Below are 18755 nucleotides of genomic sequence, written 5' to 3'. Positions count from 1 at the left end.
GGAGACATCGATGCCGGTCGGCCACGCGGCCGACCAGCACTTGTTACTGATCGGTCCGAATCCTTCGGTACGAAAGGTGACCGAGTCAACTGCCTGGTTCCGGTTGTTCCCGGGGGCGGGCGCGCGGACCATGGCACTACAGTCGGCGGGATACGCAACACTGGCCCGCCCCGACTTCTGACGCATCGAGGTACCCAGCGTGTCGGTACTGGTTCTGGTCCTCGCCGTGAGCGCGGCCTGCTGCCTGGGATTCGGGTTCGTGCTCCAGCAGAACGCCGCCTCGCACGCCCCGCTCAGCGACTTCCTCTCGCCGCGCATCCTGCTGGATCTCATCCGGGTCCCCCGCTGGCTGGGCGGTATCGGACTCATGGTGTGCGGCATGGTCCTCGGGGCGATCGCGCTCGGCAACGGCGAGGTCTCGCTGGTGGAACCGCTCCTCGCCACCAACCTGCTCTTCGCGCTGGCGCTCTCCCGGCATCAGACCAAACAGCCGCTGGGCCGGCAGGGCTGGTCCGGGCTGCTGCTGCTCGCCGGCGGTGTCTCGGCGTTCATCGTGGCCGGGCAGCCACAGGGCGGCGAGGCCGTCGACGACCCGCTGCGGCACTGGCTGATCATCGGGATCGTGGTCGGGCTCGCCGTGCTGCTCACCACCTGTGCGAAACGGTCCCGGCTGAGCGCCGGACCCGTGCTGCTCGCCACCGCCGCCGGCCTGCTGTACGGCCTTCAGGACGCGCTCACCCGGGTCAGCGGCCAGCGGTTCAGTGCCGACGGGCTGGCCGAGCTGCTCACCAGCTGGCAGCCGTACGCGGTGCTCGTCCTCGGCGTGACCGGGCTGATCCTCGTCCAGAGCGCCTTCGAGACCGCGCCGCTGCGCATGTCGCTGCCCGCGCTGACCGCCGCCCAGCCGCTGGCGGGGATCGTCTGCGGGGTGGGTTTCCTCGGGGACCAGCTGCGCACCGACGCGGGCGCCCTCGCCTGGCAGGCCGCGGGGCTCGCCGGCATCGTGACGGGGATCGTCCTGCTGGGCATGCACCCGGCGATGCCCTCCGGCACCGCGGAACCGGAACGCTCGCGGGACCTCCAGCCGCACTGAGCGAGCCCCCGGACCGCCCGGCCCCGTGACGCCGTACCCGGCCGCCGTCGAGGCCGTGCACCACGCCATCCGGCCCACGCCCCGGCCGACAGGCCGGCTCACCACCCCGACGGCCCCGCACACCACCCCGACGGCCGCGAGCACCGCCACCGCGGAGCCCGGAGCTGCTTGGATGGAACCCATGAGTGCCGCTGACGAGATCCTCGACATCGTGGACGAGAACGACGAGATCATCGGGCAGTCCCCGCGCGGGGAGGCGTACGCGCGCGGGCTGCGCCACCGGGCCGTGTTCATCGAGGCGCGGGACGCCCGGGGCCGGCTCTTCGTCCATCGGCGCACCCCCACCAAACTGGTGTTCCCCTCGTTCTACGACATGTTCGTGGGCGGGGTCGTCGGCGCGGGCGAGTCCTACGACGACGCGGCGCTCCGCGAGGCCGAGGAGGAACTCGGCGTCTCCGGGCTCCCCCGGCCGACTCCGCTGTTCAAGTTCCTGTACGACGACGGGGCCGGCGCGACCTGGTGGTCGGCCGTGTACGAGGTCCGCTGCGAGCTTCCGGTGAACCCGCAGGCGGAGGAGGTCGCCTGGCACGACTTCCTCACCGAGGACGAGGTGGAGCGCCGGCTGGAGGAGTGGACGTGGGTGCCGGACGGGCTGGCGGCCTACGAGCGGCTCACCGACTACCGGGCGATGGACTGATCCGCCCCGGCCGGACGCGGTCGGGGCGGCACCGGAGGAGCCCCGCCCGAGGCCCCCCGGTAGGGTCCTGGGCGTGATCGAACTCGTGCGCAATGTCCGGTTGTGGTTCGCGCCGCAGGAGATCCGGTCCGAGGGCAAGACCCCGGACTACCGGTTCTCGCTGGCCAACGAGCGGACTTTTCTGGCCTGGCTGCGCACCGCGCTCGCACTCATCGGCGGCGGCTTCGCCGTGGACCAGTTCCTGCCGGACCTGCGCTGGGCCTGGCGGGCGGGTCTGGCCCTGGCGCTGCTGGCGGCGGGCGTGCTCTGCGCGCTGCGGGCCGTCAATCACTGGGTGCGCTGCGAGCGGGCGATGCGGCGGGGCGAGGACCTGCCGGTGTCGCGCTTCCCGGCGCTGCTGAGCATCGTCGTCGCGGTCGTCGCGGTCGCGATGGTCGTCGTCGTCCTCGTCGGCTGGGCGGGATGACCACCCCTCTCCGGGAGGAGCGCGATCCGGGCCTCCAGCCGGAACGCACCCGGCTGGCCTGGCGCCGCACGACCCTCTCCTGCACCGTCGCGGCCGTGCTCGCCGCGAAGGCGGCCCTGCACGAGCGGGACTCGGCCGCCGGGATCCTGGCGTTCGCGTTCTGCTGCGTCGCCTGGCTCGCGTTCCTGGCCCTCGCCCACCGTCGCATCCGGACCCTGACGGCCGCGGGCCCGGCGGGTCCGGCCGCTCTCGCGCCCCGGCTCGCCGCGGCGACGGCACTGTGCACGGTGGCGCTGGCCGTGTTCGCCGTGGCGCTGGTGTTCTAGGCGTCGGGTCTTCCGAGCGTCGGGTCCAGGTGTCAGGTCTTCCGGCCGTCGGGTCCAGGCGTCGGGTCTTCCGGGTGCCGGCTCCCCCGGAGCGGCGCTCGTCCGGGCGAGACGCCGATCACGTTTGGCCCAGCGGCTGGACGACATACCGACTGGTCGGCATCATGGTCATGTCCCGATACCCGTGTGCTGAGGAGCGACAGATGAGCCCGGACCACCCGCCAGGTCTCGATCTCGACCGGCTGCGCGGCCTGCTCGACCGTGAGCGGCCCGGACTGGTGAACGGCCCGCTGAGCGGCCGGCTGATCGAGGGCGGACGGTCGAACCTCACGTACGCGGTCACCGACGGCACCGCCCGGTGGGTCGTACGACGGCCTCCGCTGGGCCACGTGCTGGCCACGGCGCACGACATGAGGCGTGAGCACCGGGTGATCAGCGCACTGCACCCGACGGCCGTGCCGGTCCCGGACCCCGTGCTGCTGTGCGAGGACGAGTCGGTGCTCGGCGCCCCGTTCTACGTCATGGAGTTCGTGGAGGGCACCCCCTTCCGCACCGCCGACCAGCTCGCCCCGCTCGGCCCGCAGCGCACCCGCGACGCCGTGCTCGGCCTGGTGGACACCCTGGTCGAACTGCACGCGGTGGACCCCGCCGCGGTAGGCCTCGCCGACTTCGGCCGCCCGGAGGGCTTCCTCGACCGGCAACTGCGGCGCTGGGGCAAGCAGTTGGCCGCCTCCCGCAACCGCGAGCTGGCCGGCATCGACGAACTCCACGCGGCTCTGGGCCGTGAACTGCCCACCTCCCCCGCACCCACCGTCGTGCACGGCGACTACCGGCTCGACAACGTGCTGATCGGACCCGACGACCGGATCAGGGCGATCCTGGACTGGGAGATGTCCACGCTCGGCGACCCGCTCACCGACCTCGGGCTGCTGGTCATGTACAGCACGCGCCTGGAGCTGCCCGACTCCCCCATCAGCACGACCGCTTCGGCCGCCGGACACCCCCCGGCGAGCGAGATCGTCGAGCGGTACGCCGCGCGCTCGGGGCGCGACGTCTCCGCGGTCTCCTGGTACACGGCCTTCGCCTGGTTCAAGCTCGCCGTGATCCTGGAGGGCATCCACTACCGCTACACCAAGGGCCAGACGGTCGGCGCGGGCTTCGACCGCATCGGCGAGCTGGTTCCCGTCTTCATCGAGCACGGCCTGACCACCCTTCAGGAAGGCTGATCCGCCATGGACTTCGCATTCGACGCGCGCACCGAAGAGCTGCGCGGGAAGCTGCTCGCCTTCATGGACGAGTACGTGTACCCGGCGGAGGCCGTCGCGGAGGAGCAGCGCGCCCTGCTGGCCTCGCCGTGGGACACGCCCGCCGTGGTCGGCGAGCTGAAGGCCGAGGCCCGCAGGCAGGGTCTGTGGAACCTCTTCCTGCCGGACTCCGAGTACGGAGCCGGGCTGACCAACCTCCAGTACGCTCCGCTCGCCGAAATCACCGGCCGCAGCCCGCACCTGGCGCCCACCGCGCTGAACTGCGCCGCTCCGGACACCGGGAACATGGAGGTGCTCACCCAGTTCGGTGACGAGTCGCAGCGCAAGCAGTGGCTGGAGCCGCTGCTGGCCGGGGAGATCCGTTCCGCGTTCGCGATGACGGAGCCCGAGGTCGCCTCCTCGGACGCGACGAACATCACCACGCTCATCGAGCGGGACGGCGACGAGTACGTCGTCACCGGCCGCAAGTGGTACATCTCCGGGGCGATGAACCCCGACTGCAAGATCTTCATCGTGATGGGCAAGACGGACCCGGACGGCGCCGACATCCGCCGCCAGCAGTCGATGATCCTGGTCCCGCGCGACACCCCGGGCCTGGAGGTCCGGCGCGCGATGCAGGTGTACGGCTACGAGGACCACTCCCACGGCGGGCACGCGGAGGTCGTCTTCGATCACGTCCGCGTCCCGGCGAGCAACCTGATCGGCGAGGAGGGCGGCGGGTTCGCCATCGCGCAGGCGCGGCTCGGTCCGGGCCGGATCCACCACTGCATGAGGCTGATCGGCATGGCGGAGCGGGCCATCGAGCTGATGTGCCGCCGGGCGGTGTCCCGTACGGCGTTCGGCAAGCCGCTGGCCCAGCAGGGTGTCGTGCAGAACTGGATCGCCGACGCCCGGGTCACCGTCGAGCAGCTTCGTCTGCTGGTCCTGAAGACCGCCTGGATGATGGACACCGTCGGCAACAAGGGCGCCCACACCGAGATCCAGGCCATCAAGATCGCCACTCCGCGCGCGGTGGTGGACATCCTCGACAAGGCGGTCCAGCTGCACGGTGCCGGCGGCGTCAGCCAGGACTTCCCGCTGGCCGAACTGTGGGCCGCCGCGCGGACGCTGAAGCTCGCCGACGGTCCCGACGAGGTCCACCAGCGCTCGCTGGCGTACCGGGAGATCAAGAAGTACATGTGACGCCGTGCGGTGCGAGGGGGCTGGTTTTCGCCCCCTCCGCCCCTGCCCGTCCCGTACCCGGGGCGCTGCTCCCGGACCCCCGCTCCTCGATCGCCGGAGGGGCTGAAGAATCAGCCCCTCCGGCGATCGAGGACGAGACGTCGTCAGGGGCGCAGGGCGCGCAGCAACAAGTCCGCCAGGTGGTCGGCGACCTCTTGGGGGGCCAGGGGGCCGTCGGGGCGGTACCAGGTGGACAGGTGGTGGACCGAGCCGAAGTGGTAGTCGACGACCAGGTCGGCGGGGGTGGCCGTGGAGAAGACGCCCTTCTTCTGGCCCTCCTCGACCAGGGCGCGGAAGCGCTCGTGGTAGCGGCGCCGCTCGGACCGCACCTGCTTGAGCTTCTCGGGGCCCAGGTGGTGCATCGACCGGAAGAAGATCGAGGCGTCGTCGAGATTGTCGATGGTCGTGACGACCACGTCGGCCGCCGCGCGCCGCAGCCGCTCCTCGACCGGCGCGTCGGCGTCCGCGAAGGCGTCCAGCCGCTCCTGCTGGAGGCGCAGCACGCGCGCGTAGACCTCGTGCAGGAGGTCGTCCTTGGAGCCGAAGTAGTGGTACAGCGCCCCCTTGGTGACGCCCGCGGCCTCGACGATCTCCTGCACCGAGGTGCGGTCGTAGCCCTGCTCGGCGAAGAGCCGGGTGGCGGCGGCAAGGAGCCGCTGCGGGACGGGCGTACCGTCACCGTCCGTCGTCCTGGGCACTGCCGCCACCTGCCTTCCGTGCGTTCACATCGGTATCCGTCGTCTGCGAGGAGTCCTGGAGACTACTGGGAGTCCTGGGACCGGGAACGCAGTTCCCGACGAAGGATCTTCCCACTCGCCGTCTTCGGCAGTTCGGGCAGGATCTCCACCCGCCGCGGATACTTGTAGGCGGCCAGTCTCTCCTTGCAGTACGCGGCCAGCGCGTCGGGGTCCTCGGCGGCTCCGGGCCGCAGGCTGATGTACGCCATGACGGTCTCCCCGCGGTAGCCGTCCGGGATCCCGACGACGGCCGCCTCGCGGACCGCCGGGTGGGTGTGCAGGACGTCCTCGACCTCGCGTGGCCAGACCTTGAAGCCGGACGCGTTGATCATGTCCTTCTTCCGGTCGACCACGTAGAGCCAGCCGTTCTCGTCCATGAAGCCGATGTCGCCGGTGCGCAGTTCACCGTCCGGGAAGGTCTCGGCGGTGGCTTCGGGACGGCGCCAGTAGCCGGGCACCACCTGCGGACCGCGGACGAGGATCTCGCCCTGCTCTCCGAAGGGGACCTCCTGGCCGAGGTCGTCGACGATGCGCACGACCGAGTCCGGTCCGGGCACGCCCACGGCGAGGGTCCCGGAGGCCGGGTCCACCGGCGCCTCCAGCCCCGGGGGCACGGAGGCGCAGGGCGCGGTGCACTCGGTGAGGCCGTAACCGTTGCGGATGTACGGCCCGAAGCCGGCCCGGAACCGCTCGACGAGGGCCGGCGGCAGCGGGGCCCCGCCGGAGGAGATGTTCACGAAGGAGGAGAAGTGGTCCGGTGTGACGTCCGGGTGGGCGGCCAGCGCCATGAAGGCGGTCGAGGGGCCGACGGTGTAGAGCGGCCGGTGTTCGGCGAAGGCGTCGAGGACGACCCCGGCCTCGAAGCGGTAGGCGAGGACCAGCGTGCCCGCGCTGTCGAGGCAGGCGGCGAGCTGGCAGACCATCCCGGTGATGTGGAACAGCGGTGCCATCGCGAAGTAGACGGGCGCCTCGGGCAGCGCGAGGCCGGTCCGCTGCCGCTCGGCGTTGTACATGATGTTGCCGTGCGTGTTGGTGGCCCCCTTGGGGGTGCCGCTGGTGCCCGAGGTGTAGCTGACCAGCGCGATGTCGGAGGGGCCGAGGGCGCGGTCGCCGGGTGCCTTGTGCCCGTGCCGGGCGACGGCGAGGAGGTCGTCGGCCGCCTCGTCCACGGGCAGCCGCCCGAAGGCCAGCACGCGTTCGTCGTCGCGGGTCTGGAGGTCCCGTTCACAGGCCGTCAGGACGACGCGTACGGGCGAGTCGGCGGCGGTCTCGCGCAGATACGCGTCCCAGGCGCGGTCGGAGCAGACGAGGGCGATCGTCTCGGCGTCGTGCAGGACGTGCCGGACCTCGCCGGACTTGTACATCGGGTTGACCGGCACGACCGTCGCGCCGGCCTTCCACGCGCCGAGCAGGGCGAGCACGAAGTGCGGGGAGTTCTGGAGCATGATCGCCACGCGGTCGCCGCGTTCCACGCCCCGGGCGGCGAGGTGCCCGGCCACGGAGTCGCTCAGCTCGTCGATCTCGCGGTAGCTCAGCCGTCCGTCGAAGTAGGCGAGCGCGGTGCGGTCCGGGGTGTGCGCGACCACGTCCGCGAGGGCGTGCACCAGGGTGTCGGCGGGGTTCACCGGACCGCGCTGCGCCTCGCTGAGCAGGGCCGTCCAGGGCTTGTCGGAGTAGCGGGTCACTCGGCGGTCTCCCACTTCTGCTGGAGGTGGTTCATGTTCGTCATCCAGCGGTCGGGGTCGGCGGCCCGCGCCTGGTAGTACCCGGCGACCTCGGGGTGCGGCAGGATCAGGAAGCGGTCCTGATCGATGCCCTTCATGAGAGCGTCGGCGACGGCCTCGGGCTCGATGGCGGTGGGCTGGAGCACCAGATCGCCCGCGCTGCCGGTGGCCTCCAGCATGTCGGTGCGCACGCCCTGGGGGCAGATCGCGTGCACCTTCACACCGCGGTGGCGGTACGTCAAGGACAGCCACTCGGCGAACGCGTACGCGCCGTGCTTGGTGACGCTGTACGGCGCGGCGCCGATCATCGTGAGCAGTCCGGCGGCCGAGACGGTCGAGACGAACCGGCCGCTGCCGCGCTCCAGCCAGTCCGGGAGCAGTGCGTGGGCGGCGCGTACATGGGCCATCACGTTGACGTCCCAGGCCAGGGCCCACACGCTCTCGTCGGCCGCCTCGGAGCCGCCCGAGGCGACTCCCGCGTTCGCGCAGTAGACGTCGACGGTGCCGTCGAGGGCGTCGCGGGCCTCGGCCACGATCGCGGAGGCGTCGCCCACGACCGCGATGCCGCCGATCTCGTCGGCCACGGCCTTCACCTTGGCCGCGTCGAGGTCGTTGACCACGACCCGAGCTCCCTCGGCGGCGAAACGGCGGGCCAGCGCGGCCCCGATCCCGCCCCCCGCTCCGGTGACGACGACTCCCGCACCCTGCATGGCTTCCACCACGGGTCTCCTTCGACGCGACGTGACACGGCTCTGCTGCGACGCCAGACTAACCGGTCGGTATGTACCAAGGGAAGGGTTCCCGGCCGCCGCGCGGACGGCGCCGTGACGAGCCACGACAGGCCGGTCGGGTCCGCGCCCTACGAACTTCCCCCGGAAGCCCTTAGCGTGCCTGTGCCAGCCTTCCGCGATCACGGAGGTCCCACCATGCGCATGTCCCGACGGTCACTGCTCGCGGCCGGCACCGCCGCGGCCGCCCTGACCCCCCTGTCCGCCGAAGCGGCGGCGCGTACCGCGAGCCCCGGTACCCGGCTGCGCACCGGCTTCGAGCGTCTGGCCGGGGACGGGTACGCCCTGCTCGACGGCGCCCGTGTGGGCATGGTCACCAACCCCACGGGCGTCACCCGCGACGTCCGGCACATCGTCGACGTCATGCACGCCGACGCCCGGGTGGACCTGACCGCCGTCTTCGGCCCCGAGCACGGTTTCCGGGGCACCGCGCAGGCGGGCGGGTCCGAGGGACGCTACGACGATCCGGCGACCGGACTGCCCGTCTACGACACGTACTTGAAGAGCGGTCAGGCCCTCGCCGACATCTTCACCGCGTCCGGCGTGGACACCGTCGTCTTCGACATCCAGGACGTGGGGGCGCGCTTCTACACGTACATCTGGACGCTGTACGACTGCATGGAGGCGGCGCGGCTCGCCGGAAAACGGTTCGTGGTCCTCGACCGGCCGAACCCGGTCACCGGGCGCTCGGCCCAAGGGCCCGTCCTGCACAAGGAGTTCGCGACGTTCGTCGGGCGGCAGCCGATCGCGCAGGCGCACGGGATGACGGTGGCGGAACTGGCCCGGCTCTTCAACGGGGAGTTCCTGACGGCACCCGTGGAACTGGACACCGTGCTCATGTCGGGCTGGAGACGTGACCGGTTCTACGACGCGTCGGGGCTGCCCTGGGTGCCGCCGAGCCCGAACATGCCGACGCCGGACACCGCACTGGTGTACTCCGGGACCTGCCTCTTCGAGGGGACGAACCTGTCGGAGGGGCGGGGTACGACACGCCCCTTCGAACTGCTCGGCGCGGAGGGCCTCGACGGGCGCTGGGCCGCGGCGGCCGGTGAACCGGGGCTGCCCGGCGTGCACTTCAGGGAGGCCTACTTCGCTCCCACCTTCTCCAAGTTCCAGGGAAAGACCATCGGGGGCGTCCAGATCCATGTGCACGACCGGGCGGCGTTCGAGCCCGTCCGTACCGGGATCGCCCTGCTGGTGACCGCGAAGAAGGTGTGGAGCGGCTTCGCCTGGCGCTCCGACAACTGGATCGACAAGCTGACGGGCTCGACGCTGGTGCGCACGATGATCGACGCGGGTGCCGGTACCGACGAGGTCGTGGCGGCCTGGCAGGACGAGCTGGAGGCCTTCCGCAGGGTCCGGAAGCACTACCTCATCTACAAGTAGGACAGGGCCCGCTTCCACGAACGAGTGAGTCTGCGTGACGGATAGGTCGTCATGTATGGCCAACTTTCCCCGCCGGGTGGACGATGCGCCCATATCGCACCGCCCGCGGGGTCAGGGGGCCTGACATGACGGAACCGGCAGTGAGCGTTTCTCCCTACTGGGAACTGGCCTTCGACGCGGACGGGGACGTGGACGGCCGCCGACGGGACCGGTGGCTCGAGGAGGTACCGCGGCGAAAGGTCCGCGACCTGATCGTCTTCGCGCACGGCTGGAACAACGACCGTTCCGCGGCCACCCGGCTGTTCAGCCAGTTCCTCGAACCCGTCCCCGGCCTCGCGCCGGCCGCGCGGCTCGGATACGTGGGGGTGGTCTGGCCCTCCATGCGGTTCTCGGACGAACCGATCCCGGACTTCTCCCCGTCCGTGGCCCCCGATGTCACCGAGGACAGCACCTCGCCGCTCGGCAAGAACACCCGGCACGCCCTTCTGGAGGTGTTCCCCGGCCGCGCCACCGTGGTCGAACAGATCGCCCGGCTGCTCGACCAGCAACCTGACGAGGGAGCCTCGTTGGAGGAGTTCGGCCGGCTCGTACGGCTGCTCGTCGAGATCCGGCCGGGGGGTCCGCAGGCCTCCTTCGCGGCGGACACCCTCGCCGAGGGCGTACCGGAGAGCGATCCCGAGATGCTCTTCGGGGACACCGCGACGGTGTGCGCCGAGTTCGCGCAGGCGCTCGCCGGGACCGGGACCCCCGGCGCCGAGACGTTCGCGCCGCCCCGGCTGTGGGACGGAGCGCTCGAACTGCTGCGCCAGGCGACGTACTACGCCATGAAGAGACGCGCGGGCACGGTCGGCGAGCGCGGGCTCGGCCGGGCGGTCGGTCAGCTCGCGGCGGCGGCACCTGACGTGCGGGTGCATCTGGTCGGGCACAGCTTCGGCGCCCGGCTGGTCTCCTTCGCGCTGCGCGGACTGCCGCCCGGAGTGCACGCGGTGAAGTCGGTGACGCTGCTCCAAGGCGCCTTCTCGCACTACGCGTTCGCCCCGCGGCTGCCCCACGATCCGCGCGCGAGCGGTGTGCTGGACGGCCAGTACCACCGGATAGACGGCCCGCTGGTGTGCTGCTACTCCCACTTCGACTCGGCGCTCGGCACGGTCTACCCACTGGCCTCACGGATGGCGGGGGACGGCCGGTCCGTCGTGGCGGACTTCGGCATCGGCCGTGCGCTCGGCGCGCAGTGGGGCGCGATGGGCCACGACGGGGTGCAGGCGGTGCCGGGGACGAAGTCGTTCACGCTCGCCGAGGCGCTGCGCACCCGGCTTCCGGTCTCGGGGTGCGTGAACGTCGACGCCGCCTCGGTGGTGTGCCGGGGCGGCGCCCCGGCGGGTGCGCACAGCGACATCTGTCATCGCGAACTGGCCCAGGTGGTGCTGGCGGCGGGCCGCGTCAGGTGACCCGCCGCCGTTCAGGGCCCGTCCGGCGGATCATGCCGGACAGGCCCTGAGCGCCGATCGCCCCTAGGGGCGGCCCTGGCGGCGCCGCTCCGCGCTCACCGGTGCGAGGTGTACTCGACGACCTGCTGGAAGGTCGGCCGGTTCTGCCAGGTGATCTTGCCGTGCTTGATGCCGCCGAGCGTCCGCTGGACGATCGAGTCGGCGCACCACTGGTCACCCGCCGAGCACTGGTCGTCGCCGGGGTACACGGTCGACGCGCTCTTGCCGGCCGCCTCCTTCAGCGAGCTGATCAGGGCGTCCCGGCAGGCGGTGAGGCTGCCCCCGCCGCAGTACGTCTGCGGCAGGCCGCCCTGCACGGACTCCCCGAGCACCGCCCGGATGTCCTTGTCGACATAGCTCCACCAGCCGTACTGGAAGGAGCTTCCGGCGTGCGAGCCGGTCGGTCCGTGCCCGGCGGACGGTGCTTCGTCGACGGGGAGGTTGTTGCCGAACGCGGTGTACAGGTCGCTGCCGAGCCCCGGCTGGAACTCCGCCTTCACCAGCAGCGGCCACCAGGCGTCCAGGATGCGGATCGCGTCGGCGTCGGCGTAGGTGTGCGAACCCGCGGAGGTCTCCTTGCGCTTGGCGCCCGCCGTCACCCACGCGGACAGCTTGCTCACGGCCGCGGCGGCCGTGGAGTCCGTGACCGGCGAGCTGTTGACGACCTTGAGCAGGTCGGGGAGCACGTCCTCGGCGCGCAGATCGGCGAGCGCCGCGTCGGCCATCGCCTTCACCAGCGCGGACCTGGTCACTCCGCCCGCCGCGACCAGCTTGGACACCCGGTCCTCCAGCAGGTCCCCGCGGTGCACCGAACCGTCGCCCCAGGAGGCCGTGGTGTAGTCCTTGGCCTGCTTGTTGTTCCAGGAGATGTAGTAGTCCTGGTCCACCGAGTTGGGGTGTGCGGACGCCGGGGTGTAGGAGGCGGTGTTCGTGGCCGGGTCCCAGTTCTGCCACTCGTACGCGGACTGCGCCCACACCGGGAACTCCGCGTCGACGCCGCTCGCCCGCACCGGGTTGTCACCGCTGTTGTAGTAGGCGGTGTGCGCCGAGTCGGCGTAGAACCAGTTGAAGGTGTAGTTGATGTTCTGCGCCGCGCTCTGGAAGGTGGCCGGACTCTTCACGAAGTCGGGGTCGTTGAGCATCTGGAAGCCGATGATCGAGTCGGCCTCGTGCAGGAATGAGGTGCGCAGGGTGGTGTACGCGACCTTCTTGCCGCCCACCGTCGCGCGGTACTCAACGGGCCCGTACTTGGTGCGGTAGACCTGCATCCGGTACGAACCGGCGGCGGTGCCGTCGGCGGTGGTCGGCTTCCAGGAGTTGGTCCGCTCGACCTTCTCCATCGCCGTGCAGGTGCCGTGGTAGAGGTAGTGGTAGTCGTCCTGGCACAGTTCGACGGCGTACGTGTCGATGATGTCCTGGCCGGAGGTCGTCGCGCTCCAGGAGTAGTCCTGGCCGCGGCCGAGTTCGACGTACATGCTCAGGCCCGCGAAGGAGGCGCCGCGTGCGCTGATCCCGGGCCCCTGGATCTCCTGGAGCATGAGGAGCTGTGGCGCGAAGTAGCCGGTCTGGGGGCCGAAGACGGCGATCGGATGGCCGCTCGCCGTGTGCTTGCCGCTGACCACGAGGGCGTTGGACATGCCGCGCTTGGCGGAGGTGAGCGAGGTCGTGGCCGCGGTCGCCGAGGCGCCGGTGGCGCTCGCGCCGGCCGCGCTGCCGGTGCGGTCGTAGACCAGCGGCTCCTGGGTCACCGAGCCGGCGTCGGGCAGGGCCTGGCCCTGCGCGCTGTCGGGCTTGGAGGCGTACGGGAAGCTCTCGCCGCTGTGCACGGTGAGCGCGGCTTCCGGGTCGTTGCGCTCGCGGAAGGACTCCCAGACGTTGGTGCCCTCGCTGACACCGTACTTGGACTGGGCGGCGAGCAGGGAGATGGCGTTGTTGACCTCGCCGCCGCCGCCGGAGCCGAAGAGCGAGCCGATGACGGATGCCAGCGCGACCAGGTCGGTCAGCTTGAAGTGGTCGATGGTGCCCGCGTTGGTGATGGAGTCCTTGTGGCCGGTCAGGACGTACTCGCCGGGGAAGTAGCGACCGCTGTCGGAGGCGTCGATGTAGGCGTTGATGCCGTCGATGTAGGCGTTCGCGTCGGCGAGGGCCTGGGTGCCGCGGGCTCCGGCCTTGCTGGTCGCGCTGTCGATCTGGGCCTGCAGATCGGCCTCGGTGTAGGGCGCGCTGCGCCAGAACTCCTGCTCCAGGCCCTGGTTGGAGGGCGCGCCGCCGGCGAAGCTGGTGAGCTGGCCGCGTCCGACGTGCCGGAAGACGTCCATGAGCCACAGCCGGTCCTGGCCCGCGGCGTACCCGGCGCCGTACTCGGTGCCGTAGCGGGTGGTGCCGGTGATGTGCGGGACGCCCGTCTTCTTGTCGCGGACGATCGTCACGTCCGTGCGGCCGCCGGGCTTGGTGGTCGACTCGACCTGGCCCGAGGCGACGCCGAAGGAGGCGTCGTTGAAGAAGTCGTTGATCTTGGCGTCGGTGAGCGTGGAGTAGCCGGAGGGCAGGTTGCCGTAGAGGCCGAGCTGGTCCTCGGCGTGACCGGGCTGGGTGCCGAAGACCTGGTTGAGCAGGATCTGGGCGAGGGTGGCGTTGCCGTTCTCACCGGGCGGCAGGATGTCGGAGCACTGACCTCCGCAGTAGTCGTTCGCGGCGGCCTCGGCCGAGGTGTCGGCGGCGGCCGCAGGGGAAAGCGGCGACAAAAGACCGGCAATGAGCACGCATAGGGATGCCGCCTTGAGGAACTTGGGGAATCGGCGGGGAGTTCTCAGTCTGTCCAAGGTGGTGCGTGGGGTGCTCGGTGGCATGTCAGCTCCTACCGACGGGGGGTGGGCCGGACGTTACCGCCGGTATCCCCGAGTTTGAAGATGAACATGCGTCAGTTTTTGGGATTCACAGCGAGTGAGGGCGCACCGGCGGTCCGGCGGACGGCCGGCCGGCGGCGACGGGAGGCGTGGTCGGGACACTCGGCGGGTGGCTCGCGGGGGGTCGTCGAAAAATTGGATGGAGCCGAATCGCTTGTCGATACGTCTACTCGACGACGTCCGTACGGGACGGCGCCGAAGTGACCGGAGTACAGGTGCAGGTGTGACGGAGGTGCAGGACGATGGCCGGTTTCCGGAGTCTGGCGAGACAGGCGCGAGATCCGAGGTGTGATCTGGCGCTGCGGCGGTACTCACTGCGCAAGTGCCTGGAGCGGTTCGCCCCTTACGGGCATCGGGCGACCTGGGACCATCTGTGTTCCCGGGCCGGGTTCGACCCGGAGGACCGCTCCCCCGATCCGGCGCGGCTCGTGGCCGCACTGGACGAACTGGAGGAGGCCCGCTCCGTCTGGCTCGCCTACGAGGTCGCGTTCGCGCAGCGTCGCAAGAAGGAGAAGCACGACGGGCTGCGCAGGCCGGGCAGTGTCGACGACTGGCACCGGCTGACCTGGGGCGGCTTCGGTGTCGCCTGGTGCGACGACCCCCGTGTCCACCCCCATGAACCACTGGCCGAGGTGCTGCGCCGGCTGATCGCGGCACTGGAGCGCGAACCGGGCACCGTCTGCCCCGTGTGCGCCGGTGAGCGCCTTGTCTGGATGTACGAACTGGCCCACGAACCGTCGTCGGGTCCCGTCTGCACGAGCTGCGGAATCGTGGTGCCGCGGCCCGTCCTGACCCCGGAGGCGCTGGCCGGCGCCAGGCGCGGCCGGCTGCTCGTGTCCGCGTGAGTACCCCGTCCGGCCGAGCCGGGCCGGGCGGCGGACCCAGGGGGTGAGCCGCCGGCCGCGGAAGGTCCGTGGCCTGGCGCGTACTTGCCGCAGCACCGGGTCGGCCGGGGAGTGTCCCGCGCCGACGGGGGACTCGGTGCGGCTCCGTGCGGACGGAGCCCGGATCCGCACGGCGGCACCGTCGTGCCGATGCCGCCCGGACGACGGTCCGGCCGACGGCCGGTGCGGTCTCCATCCGGGTCGCGGCCGAGGCGGCGGTACGCCCTCGCGGCGGGCGTGCGCAGGGATCGCGGTGCCGCGCGGTGACGGTACCAGCCGTAAATACGCTGGCTCCAGCCGTTTCTCCCACGGGACAGTTGGGGGCGATGAAGAACCCCTGAGCGCCCTCTGGAGTCCCCCATGTCGACGCTGCGCGTCACCGCCGAAGTGCTGACCGTCCACGACCATCCGAACGCCGACGCGCTCGAACTGGCCCAGGTGGGTCTGTATCGGGCCGTGGTCGCCAAGGGCGCGTACCGCACCGGCGAGTGGGCGCTCTACATCCCGGAGCAGTCCGTGCTGCCGGCCCCGCTGATCGAGGAGCTGGGGCTGACCGGGCGTCTGGCGGGCAGCTCGTCGGACCGGGTCAGGGCGGTGCGGCTGCGCGGCGAGCTGTCGCAGGGGATCGTGTGCCGGCCGAAGGCGCTGGCGGACGTGGACCTGGCGCGGGCCGCCGAGGACGGCACGGACTTCGCGGAGTTCCTCGGCATCGTGAAATGGGTGCCGCCGATCCCGCCCACGATGAACGGCGATGTCGAGGCGGCCCCCGATCTGCTGCCCTGGGTCGACATCGAGAACATCCAGCGGTACCCGGACATCTTCACGCCGGGCGAGCCCGTCGTCGTGACGGAGAAGCTGCACGGTTCGGCCTGTCTGCTGACCCACCTCGCCGACGAGGGCCGCGTCCATGTGTCCTCGAAGGGCTTCGGCTCCAAGTCCCTGGCGCTGAAGGAGGATCCGCGCAATCTGTACTGGCGCGCGGTACGCGGGCACGGTGTCGCGGAGGCGGCCGCCAGGATCGCCGAACGGCTGGGCGCACGCCGTGTCGGCATCTTCGGCGAGGTGTACGGGGCCGGTGTGCAGGACCTGTCGTACGGCGCCGACGGCCGCCGCGAGACGATCGGTTACGCCGTGTTCGACGTGTCCGCGGAGATCGACGGCGAGGTCCGCTGGCTGGACGCGCAGGAGCTGCTGGCGGGCGAACTCCCCCTCGTACCAAGGCTGTACGAGGGGCCGTACGACGTCGAGCGCATCCTGGAGACCGCCTCCGGGCGGGAGACCGTGTCCGGGCGCGGGCTGCATCTGCGCGAGGGGGTCGTGATCCGGCCCGGGGCTCCGGCTCCCGGTGGACCGGAGGGGACCTTCGTCGCCGCCGAGCGGTACAGCCCGGTGACGGGCGGACGGGCGATAGCGAAGGCGGTCAGCCCGGCCTATCTGACCCGCAAGGGCGGCACGGAGTACGAGTGACGTGCCCGCAGGCAGGGCGAGGCGGCTGACGCGTCGGGGGCGGGGCTGTCGAGGACCACGCGTCAGCGGCAGTCCCCCGCCGCCGGTTCCCGGCGTGGCCCGGGTTCGCACGCGGCCGCCGGACCACGCTCCTGGGGCGCCGGCGCCGGCTGCGCGCCGGCCCGCTCCACCATGAGGCGGGAGCCGGCCCGGCGCTCGCCGAGGACGTCGTCGGGGTTGGAGAGCACACAGGTCTCCAGGGAGAGGCAGCCGCAGCCGATGCAGTCCGTGAGGTGGTCGCGCAGCCGGTCGAGCTGTTTGATGCGCTCGTCGAGTTCGGAGCGCCAGGCCCGGGACAGCCGGGCCCAGTCCTCCCGCGTCGGGGTGCGCTCCTCGGGGAGCTCGGCGAGCGCCTCGCGGATGGTGGCCAGCGGGATGCCGACGCGCTGGGCGGCCCGGACGAAGGCGACACGGCGCAGCGCGTCACGGTGGTAGCGGCGCTGGTTGCCCGAGGTGCGGCGGCTGCTGATCAGGCCCTTGGACTCGTAGAAGTGCAGGGCGGAGACGGCCGCGCCACTGCGGGCCGACAACTGTCCGACGGTCAGCTCGTGGACCGTCTCGGGGATCTGGGGCACGCCTCCAACCTACCTACCGCGCCACGCGTCCGGTCCGTTGACATGCGCCGCCCGGCCGACCATGCTAAGCAGTCGCTTAGACTATGAGATGCGGGAGGCCAGGGACATGGCAGAGCCGAGGACGTTCGCGACGGTCGACGAACTGCGGGGCGCCGTGGGCGAGCAGCTGGGACACACGGACTGGGTCGAGATCGAGCAGAAGCGGATCGACCTGTTCGCGGAGGCCACCGGCGACCACCAGTGGATCCACGTCGACCCCGAGAAGGCCGCGGCGGGTCCGTTCGGCACCACGATCGCGCACGGCTATCTCACCCTGTCGCTGCTGCCGCTCTTCGGCCCGCAGCTGATCAGCGTCGAAGGCGTGAAGATGGGCGTCAACTACGGGACGAACAAGGTCCGTTTCCCCGCTCCCGTTCCGGTCGGCTCGCGGCTGCGCGCCACCGGGACGATCACCGCGGTGGACGACGTGCCCGGTGGCGTGCAGGTCTCCCTGGCCTTCACCGTGGAGCGCGAGGGCGGCGACAAGCCGGTCTGCGTCGCGGAGTCGGTCTCCCGTTACTACCTCTGAACCGCACCCGGGCCCGGCACCGGCGCGTCCGGGTCGGGCCCGGCACGTACGCGTCCGCCGGCCCGGCCCCCGCCGGGTCCGGGGACGGGCACGGGACCGGCCGGGTCCTACTCCTTGAATCCCACCATCCGCCGGACCAGGTCGGCGTAGAGCGCGCCGACCTCGTCGGGCGTGCGGGGGCCTTCGACGTTGAACCAGCGGGCCACGTCGATGCACAGGGACAGTACGGCGACGGTGGTACCGGGGACGTCCGGGACGTCGAACTCGCCGGTCGCGACGCCGTCCTGGATGATGCCGCGGACCTCCGCGTCGACCTGCCTGCGCAGCGCGATGATCTCCGCGCGGGCGTCGGGGCCGAGGGCCTCCAGCTCGTACTGGACGACGCGGGCCGTGGTGTGCTGGCCCGCGTGCCACCGCACGAAGGAGCGCACGGCGTCGGAGAGCCGTTCGGCCGCCGTCCCCTCGGCCTCGGCGGCGGTGCGCACGATGTCGAGCGCCTTGTCGTGGCCGATCCGGCTGATCCGGTGGAGCAGCTCTTCCTTGGTCTTGTAGTGGATGTACAGCGCGGCCGGGCTCATGCCCGCGCGGCCCGCGATGTCCCGGGTCGTCGTCGCGTGGTACCCGCGCTCGGCGAAGGCCTCCACCGCGGCCACGAGCAGCCGCCGCGCCGCGTCAGGGGTCACCTCGGACCACGGCTGCATCTCGCCGCCGGACGTCTCCTGCGCCGCACTCATCGCTGTTCGCCCCTTCTTCACTGACAGGGTGAACACCATACCCCCGAACCTGAGCGAGCGCTTAGCGCCTTCGGCCAGGTCATGGCCGCGCGGGGATCAGAGCTTCTCGAACGGGTCGTACACCCGGGTGCCGGGACGGCCGCCGTCCTGGCGGTCGCGGATCACTTTGGCGAGCGTGAAGGAGGACGTCACCAGATAGAGGACGGCGATGGCCAGGAAGCCCCGCACCCACGCGTCGGCCTGGAGCTTGAAGATGCCGAGCGCGGTGGCGGCCATCGCGACGGAGAAGGAGGCCACGGCCTGTCCGTAGAAGGCGGCCGTGTTCTGCTGTTTGACGGGTGTCTCGGTCATGGGACAAGGGTCGGCGGATGTGGCCGCCGCCACATCCGTCC

At 71.4% G+C, this 18755-nt stretch carries 18 protein-coding genes; 11 read left to right on the top strand and 7 right to left on the bottom strand.

Going from position 1 to position 18755, the window contains the following annotated elements; all coding sequences use genetic code 11:
- Positions 1-199: 199 nt before the first annotated feature.
- The 6 genes from OG780_RS32480 (at position 200) to OG780_RS32455 (ending at position 5029) form a co-directional block, all read left to right on the top strand.
- Positions 200-1093, top strand: a complete 894-nt coding sequence (locus OG780_RS32480) for a DMT family transporter (RefSeq protein WP_328454192.1) — start codon at positions 200-202, stop codon at positions 1091-1093.
- 181 nt (positions 1094-1274) lie between these two features.
- Positions 1275-1790, top strand: a complete 516-nt coding sequence (locus OG780_RS32475; RefSeq protein WP_328454190.1) for an NUDIX hydrolase — start codon at positions 1275-1277, stop codon at positions 1788-1790.
- A 73-nt stretch (positions 1791-1863) separates the two neighbouring features.
- Positions 1864-2256 (top strand): YidH family protein, encoded by a 393-nt coding sequence (locus OG780_RS32470; RefSeq protein WP_328454188.1) that lies wholly within the window; start codon positions 1864-1866, stop codon positions 2254-2256.
- Entirely contained in the window at positions 2253-2582 is a 330-nt protein-coding gene (locus tag OG780_RS32465) for a DUF202 domain-containing protein (RefSeq protein WP_328454186.1), read from the top strand. The genes OG780_RS32470 and OG780_RS32465 overlap by 4 nt, the downstream gene beginning before the upstream one ends.
- Before the next feature lie 203 nt (positions 2583-2785).
- Entirely contained in the window at positions 2786-3808 is a 1023-nt protein-coding gene (locus OG780_RS32460; protein WP_326788717.1) for a phosphotransferase family protein, read from the top strand.
- A 6-nt stretch (positions 3809-3814) separates the two neighbouring features.
- Positions 3815-5029, top strand: coding sequence for an acyl-CoA dehydrogenase family protein (locus tag OG780_RS32455; protein ID WP_328454184.1), 1215 nt, complete (start codon positions 3815-3817; stop codon positions 5027-5029).
- A gap of 143 nt (positions 5030-5172) precedes the next feature.
- Here the strand turns inward: OG780_RS32455 and OG780_RS32450 are convergent, their stop codons facing one another.
- From OG780_RS32450 to OG780_RS32440, 3 genes are all read right to left on the bottom strand, one after another.
- A complete protein-coding gene (locus tag OG780_RS32450) occupies positions 5173-5766 on the bottom strand; it encodes a TetR/AcrR family transcriptional regulator (RefSeq protein WP_328454182.1) in 594 nt (197 codons plus the stop codon).
- Positions 5767-5828: 62 nt separating this feature from the next.
- A complete protein-coding gene (locus OG780_RS32445; RefSeq protein WP_328454180.1) occupies positions 5829-7490 on the bottom strand; it encodes a class I adenylate-forming enzyme family protein in 1662 nt (553 codons plus the stop codon).
- A complete protein-coding gene (locus OG780_RS32440; protein ID WP_328454178.1) occupies positions 7487-8251 on the bottom strand; it encodes an SDR family oxidoreductase in 765 nt (254 codons plus the stop codon). Before OG780_RS32440 ends, OG780_RS32445 begins: the two co-directional genes overlap by 4 nt.
- Positions 8252-8455: 204 nt before the next feature.
- Between OG780_RS32440 and OG780_RS32435 the strand changes: the two genes are divergently transcribed.
- Positions 8456-9703: an exo-beta-N-acetylmuramidase NamZ family protein gene (locus OG780_RS32435; protein ID WP_328454176.1), complete on the top strand. Its 1248-nt coding sequence runs from the start codon at positions 8456-8458 to the stop codon at positions 9701-9703.
- Positions 9704-9828: 125 nt separating this feature from the next.
- Positions 9829-11151: a serine-threonine protein kinase gene (locus OG780_RS32430; protein WP_328454174.1), complete on the top strand. Its 1323-nt coding sequence runs from the start codon at positions 9829-9831 to the stop codon at positions 11149-11151.
- Positions 11152-11246: 95 nt separating this feature from the next.
- Here the strand turns inward: OG780_RS32430 and OG780_RS32425 are convergent, their stop codons facing one another.
- Entirely contained in the window at positions 11247-14039 is a 2793-nt protein-coding gene (locus OG780_RS32425; protein WP_328454172.1) for a penicillin acylase family protein, read from the bottom strand.
- Positions 14040-14338: 299 nt separating this feature from the next.
- Here OG780_RS32425 and OG780_RS32420 point away from each other — a divergent pair, with 299 nt between their 5' ends.
- Together OG780_RS32420 and OG780_RS32415 are read left to right on the top strand one after the other, a co-directional pair.
- Entirely contained in the window at positions 14339-14941 is a 603-nt protein-coding gene (locus tag OG780_RS32420; RefSeq protein WP_326788709.1) for a hypothetical protein, read from the top strand.
- 399 nt (positions 14942-15340) lie between these two features.
- Positions 15341-16447 (top strand): RNA ligase (ATP), encoded by a 1107-nt coding sequence (locus tag OG780_RS32415; RefSeq protein WP_328454170.1) that lies wholly within the window; start codon positions 15341-15343, stop codon positions 16445-16447.
- A gap of 62 nt (positions 16448-16509) precedes the next feature.
- Here OG780_RS32415 and soxR read toward each other — a convergent pair whose 3' ends face one another.
- Positions 16510-17061: a redox-sensitive transcriptional activator SoxR gene (soxR, locus tag OG780_RS32410; protein ID WP_328454168.1), complete on the bottom strand. Its 552-nt coding sequence runs from the start codon at positions 17059-17061 to the stop codon at positions 16510-16512.
- Positions 17062-17167: 106 nt separating this feature from the next.
- Here soxR and OG780_RS32405 point away from each other — a divergent pair, with 106 nt between their 5' ends.
- Entirely contained in the window at positions 17168-17629 is a 462-nt protein-coding gene (locus OG780_RS32405) for a MaoC family dehydratase (protein WP_326788706.1), read from the top strand.
- Positions 17630-17736: 107 nt separating this feature from the next.
- On the opposite strand, the gene OG780_RS32400 is transcribed toward OG780_RS32405, so the two are convergent.
- Positions 17737-18363 carry a TetR/AcrR family transcriptional regulator gene (locus tag OG780_RS32400; RefSeq protein WP_328454166.1) on the bottom strand — a complete coding sequence of 209 codons (627 nt, stop codon included), beginning with the start codon at positions 18361-18363 and terminating at the stop codon, positions 17737-17739.
- Between the two features lie 96 nt (positions 18364-18459).
- Entirely contained in the window at positions 18460-18714 is a 255-nt protein-coding gene (locus tag OG780_RS32395) for a YiaA/YiaB family inner membrane protein (protein WP_326788704.1), read from the bottom strand.
- Positions 18715-18755 lie beyond the last annotated feature (41 nt).

The sequence above is a fragment of the Streptomyces sp. NBC_00386 genome, from assembly GCF_036063235.1.
Lineage (GTDB): Bacteria > Actinomycetota > Actinomycetes > Streptomycetales > Streptomycetaceae > Streptomyces.
Note: the sequence above shows the minus strand (reverse complement) of the source record. Positions and strands in the feature narration are given on the sequence as shown.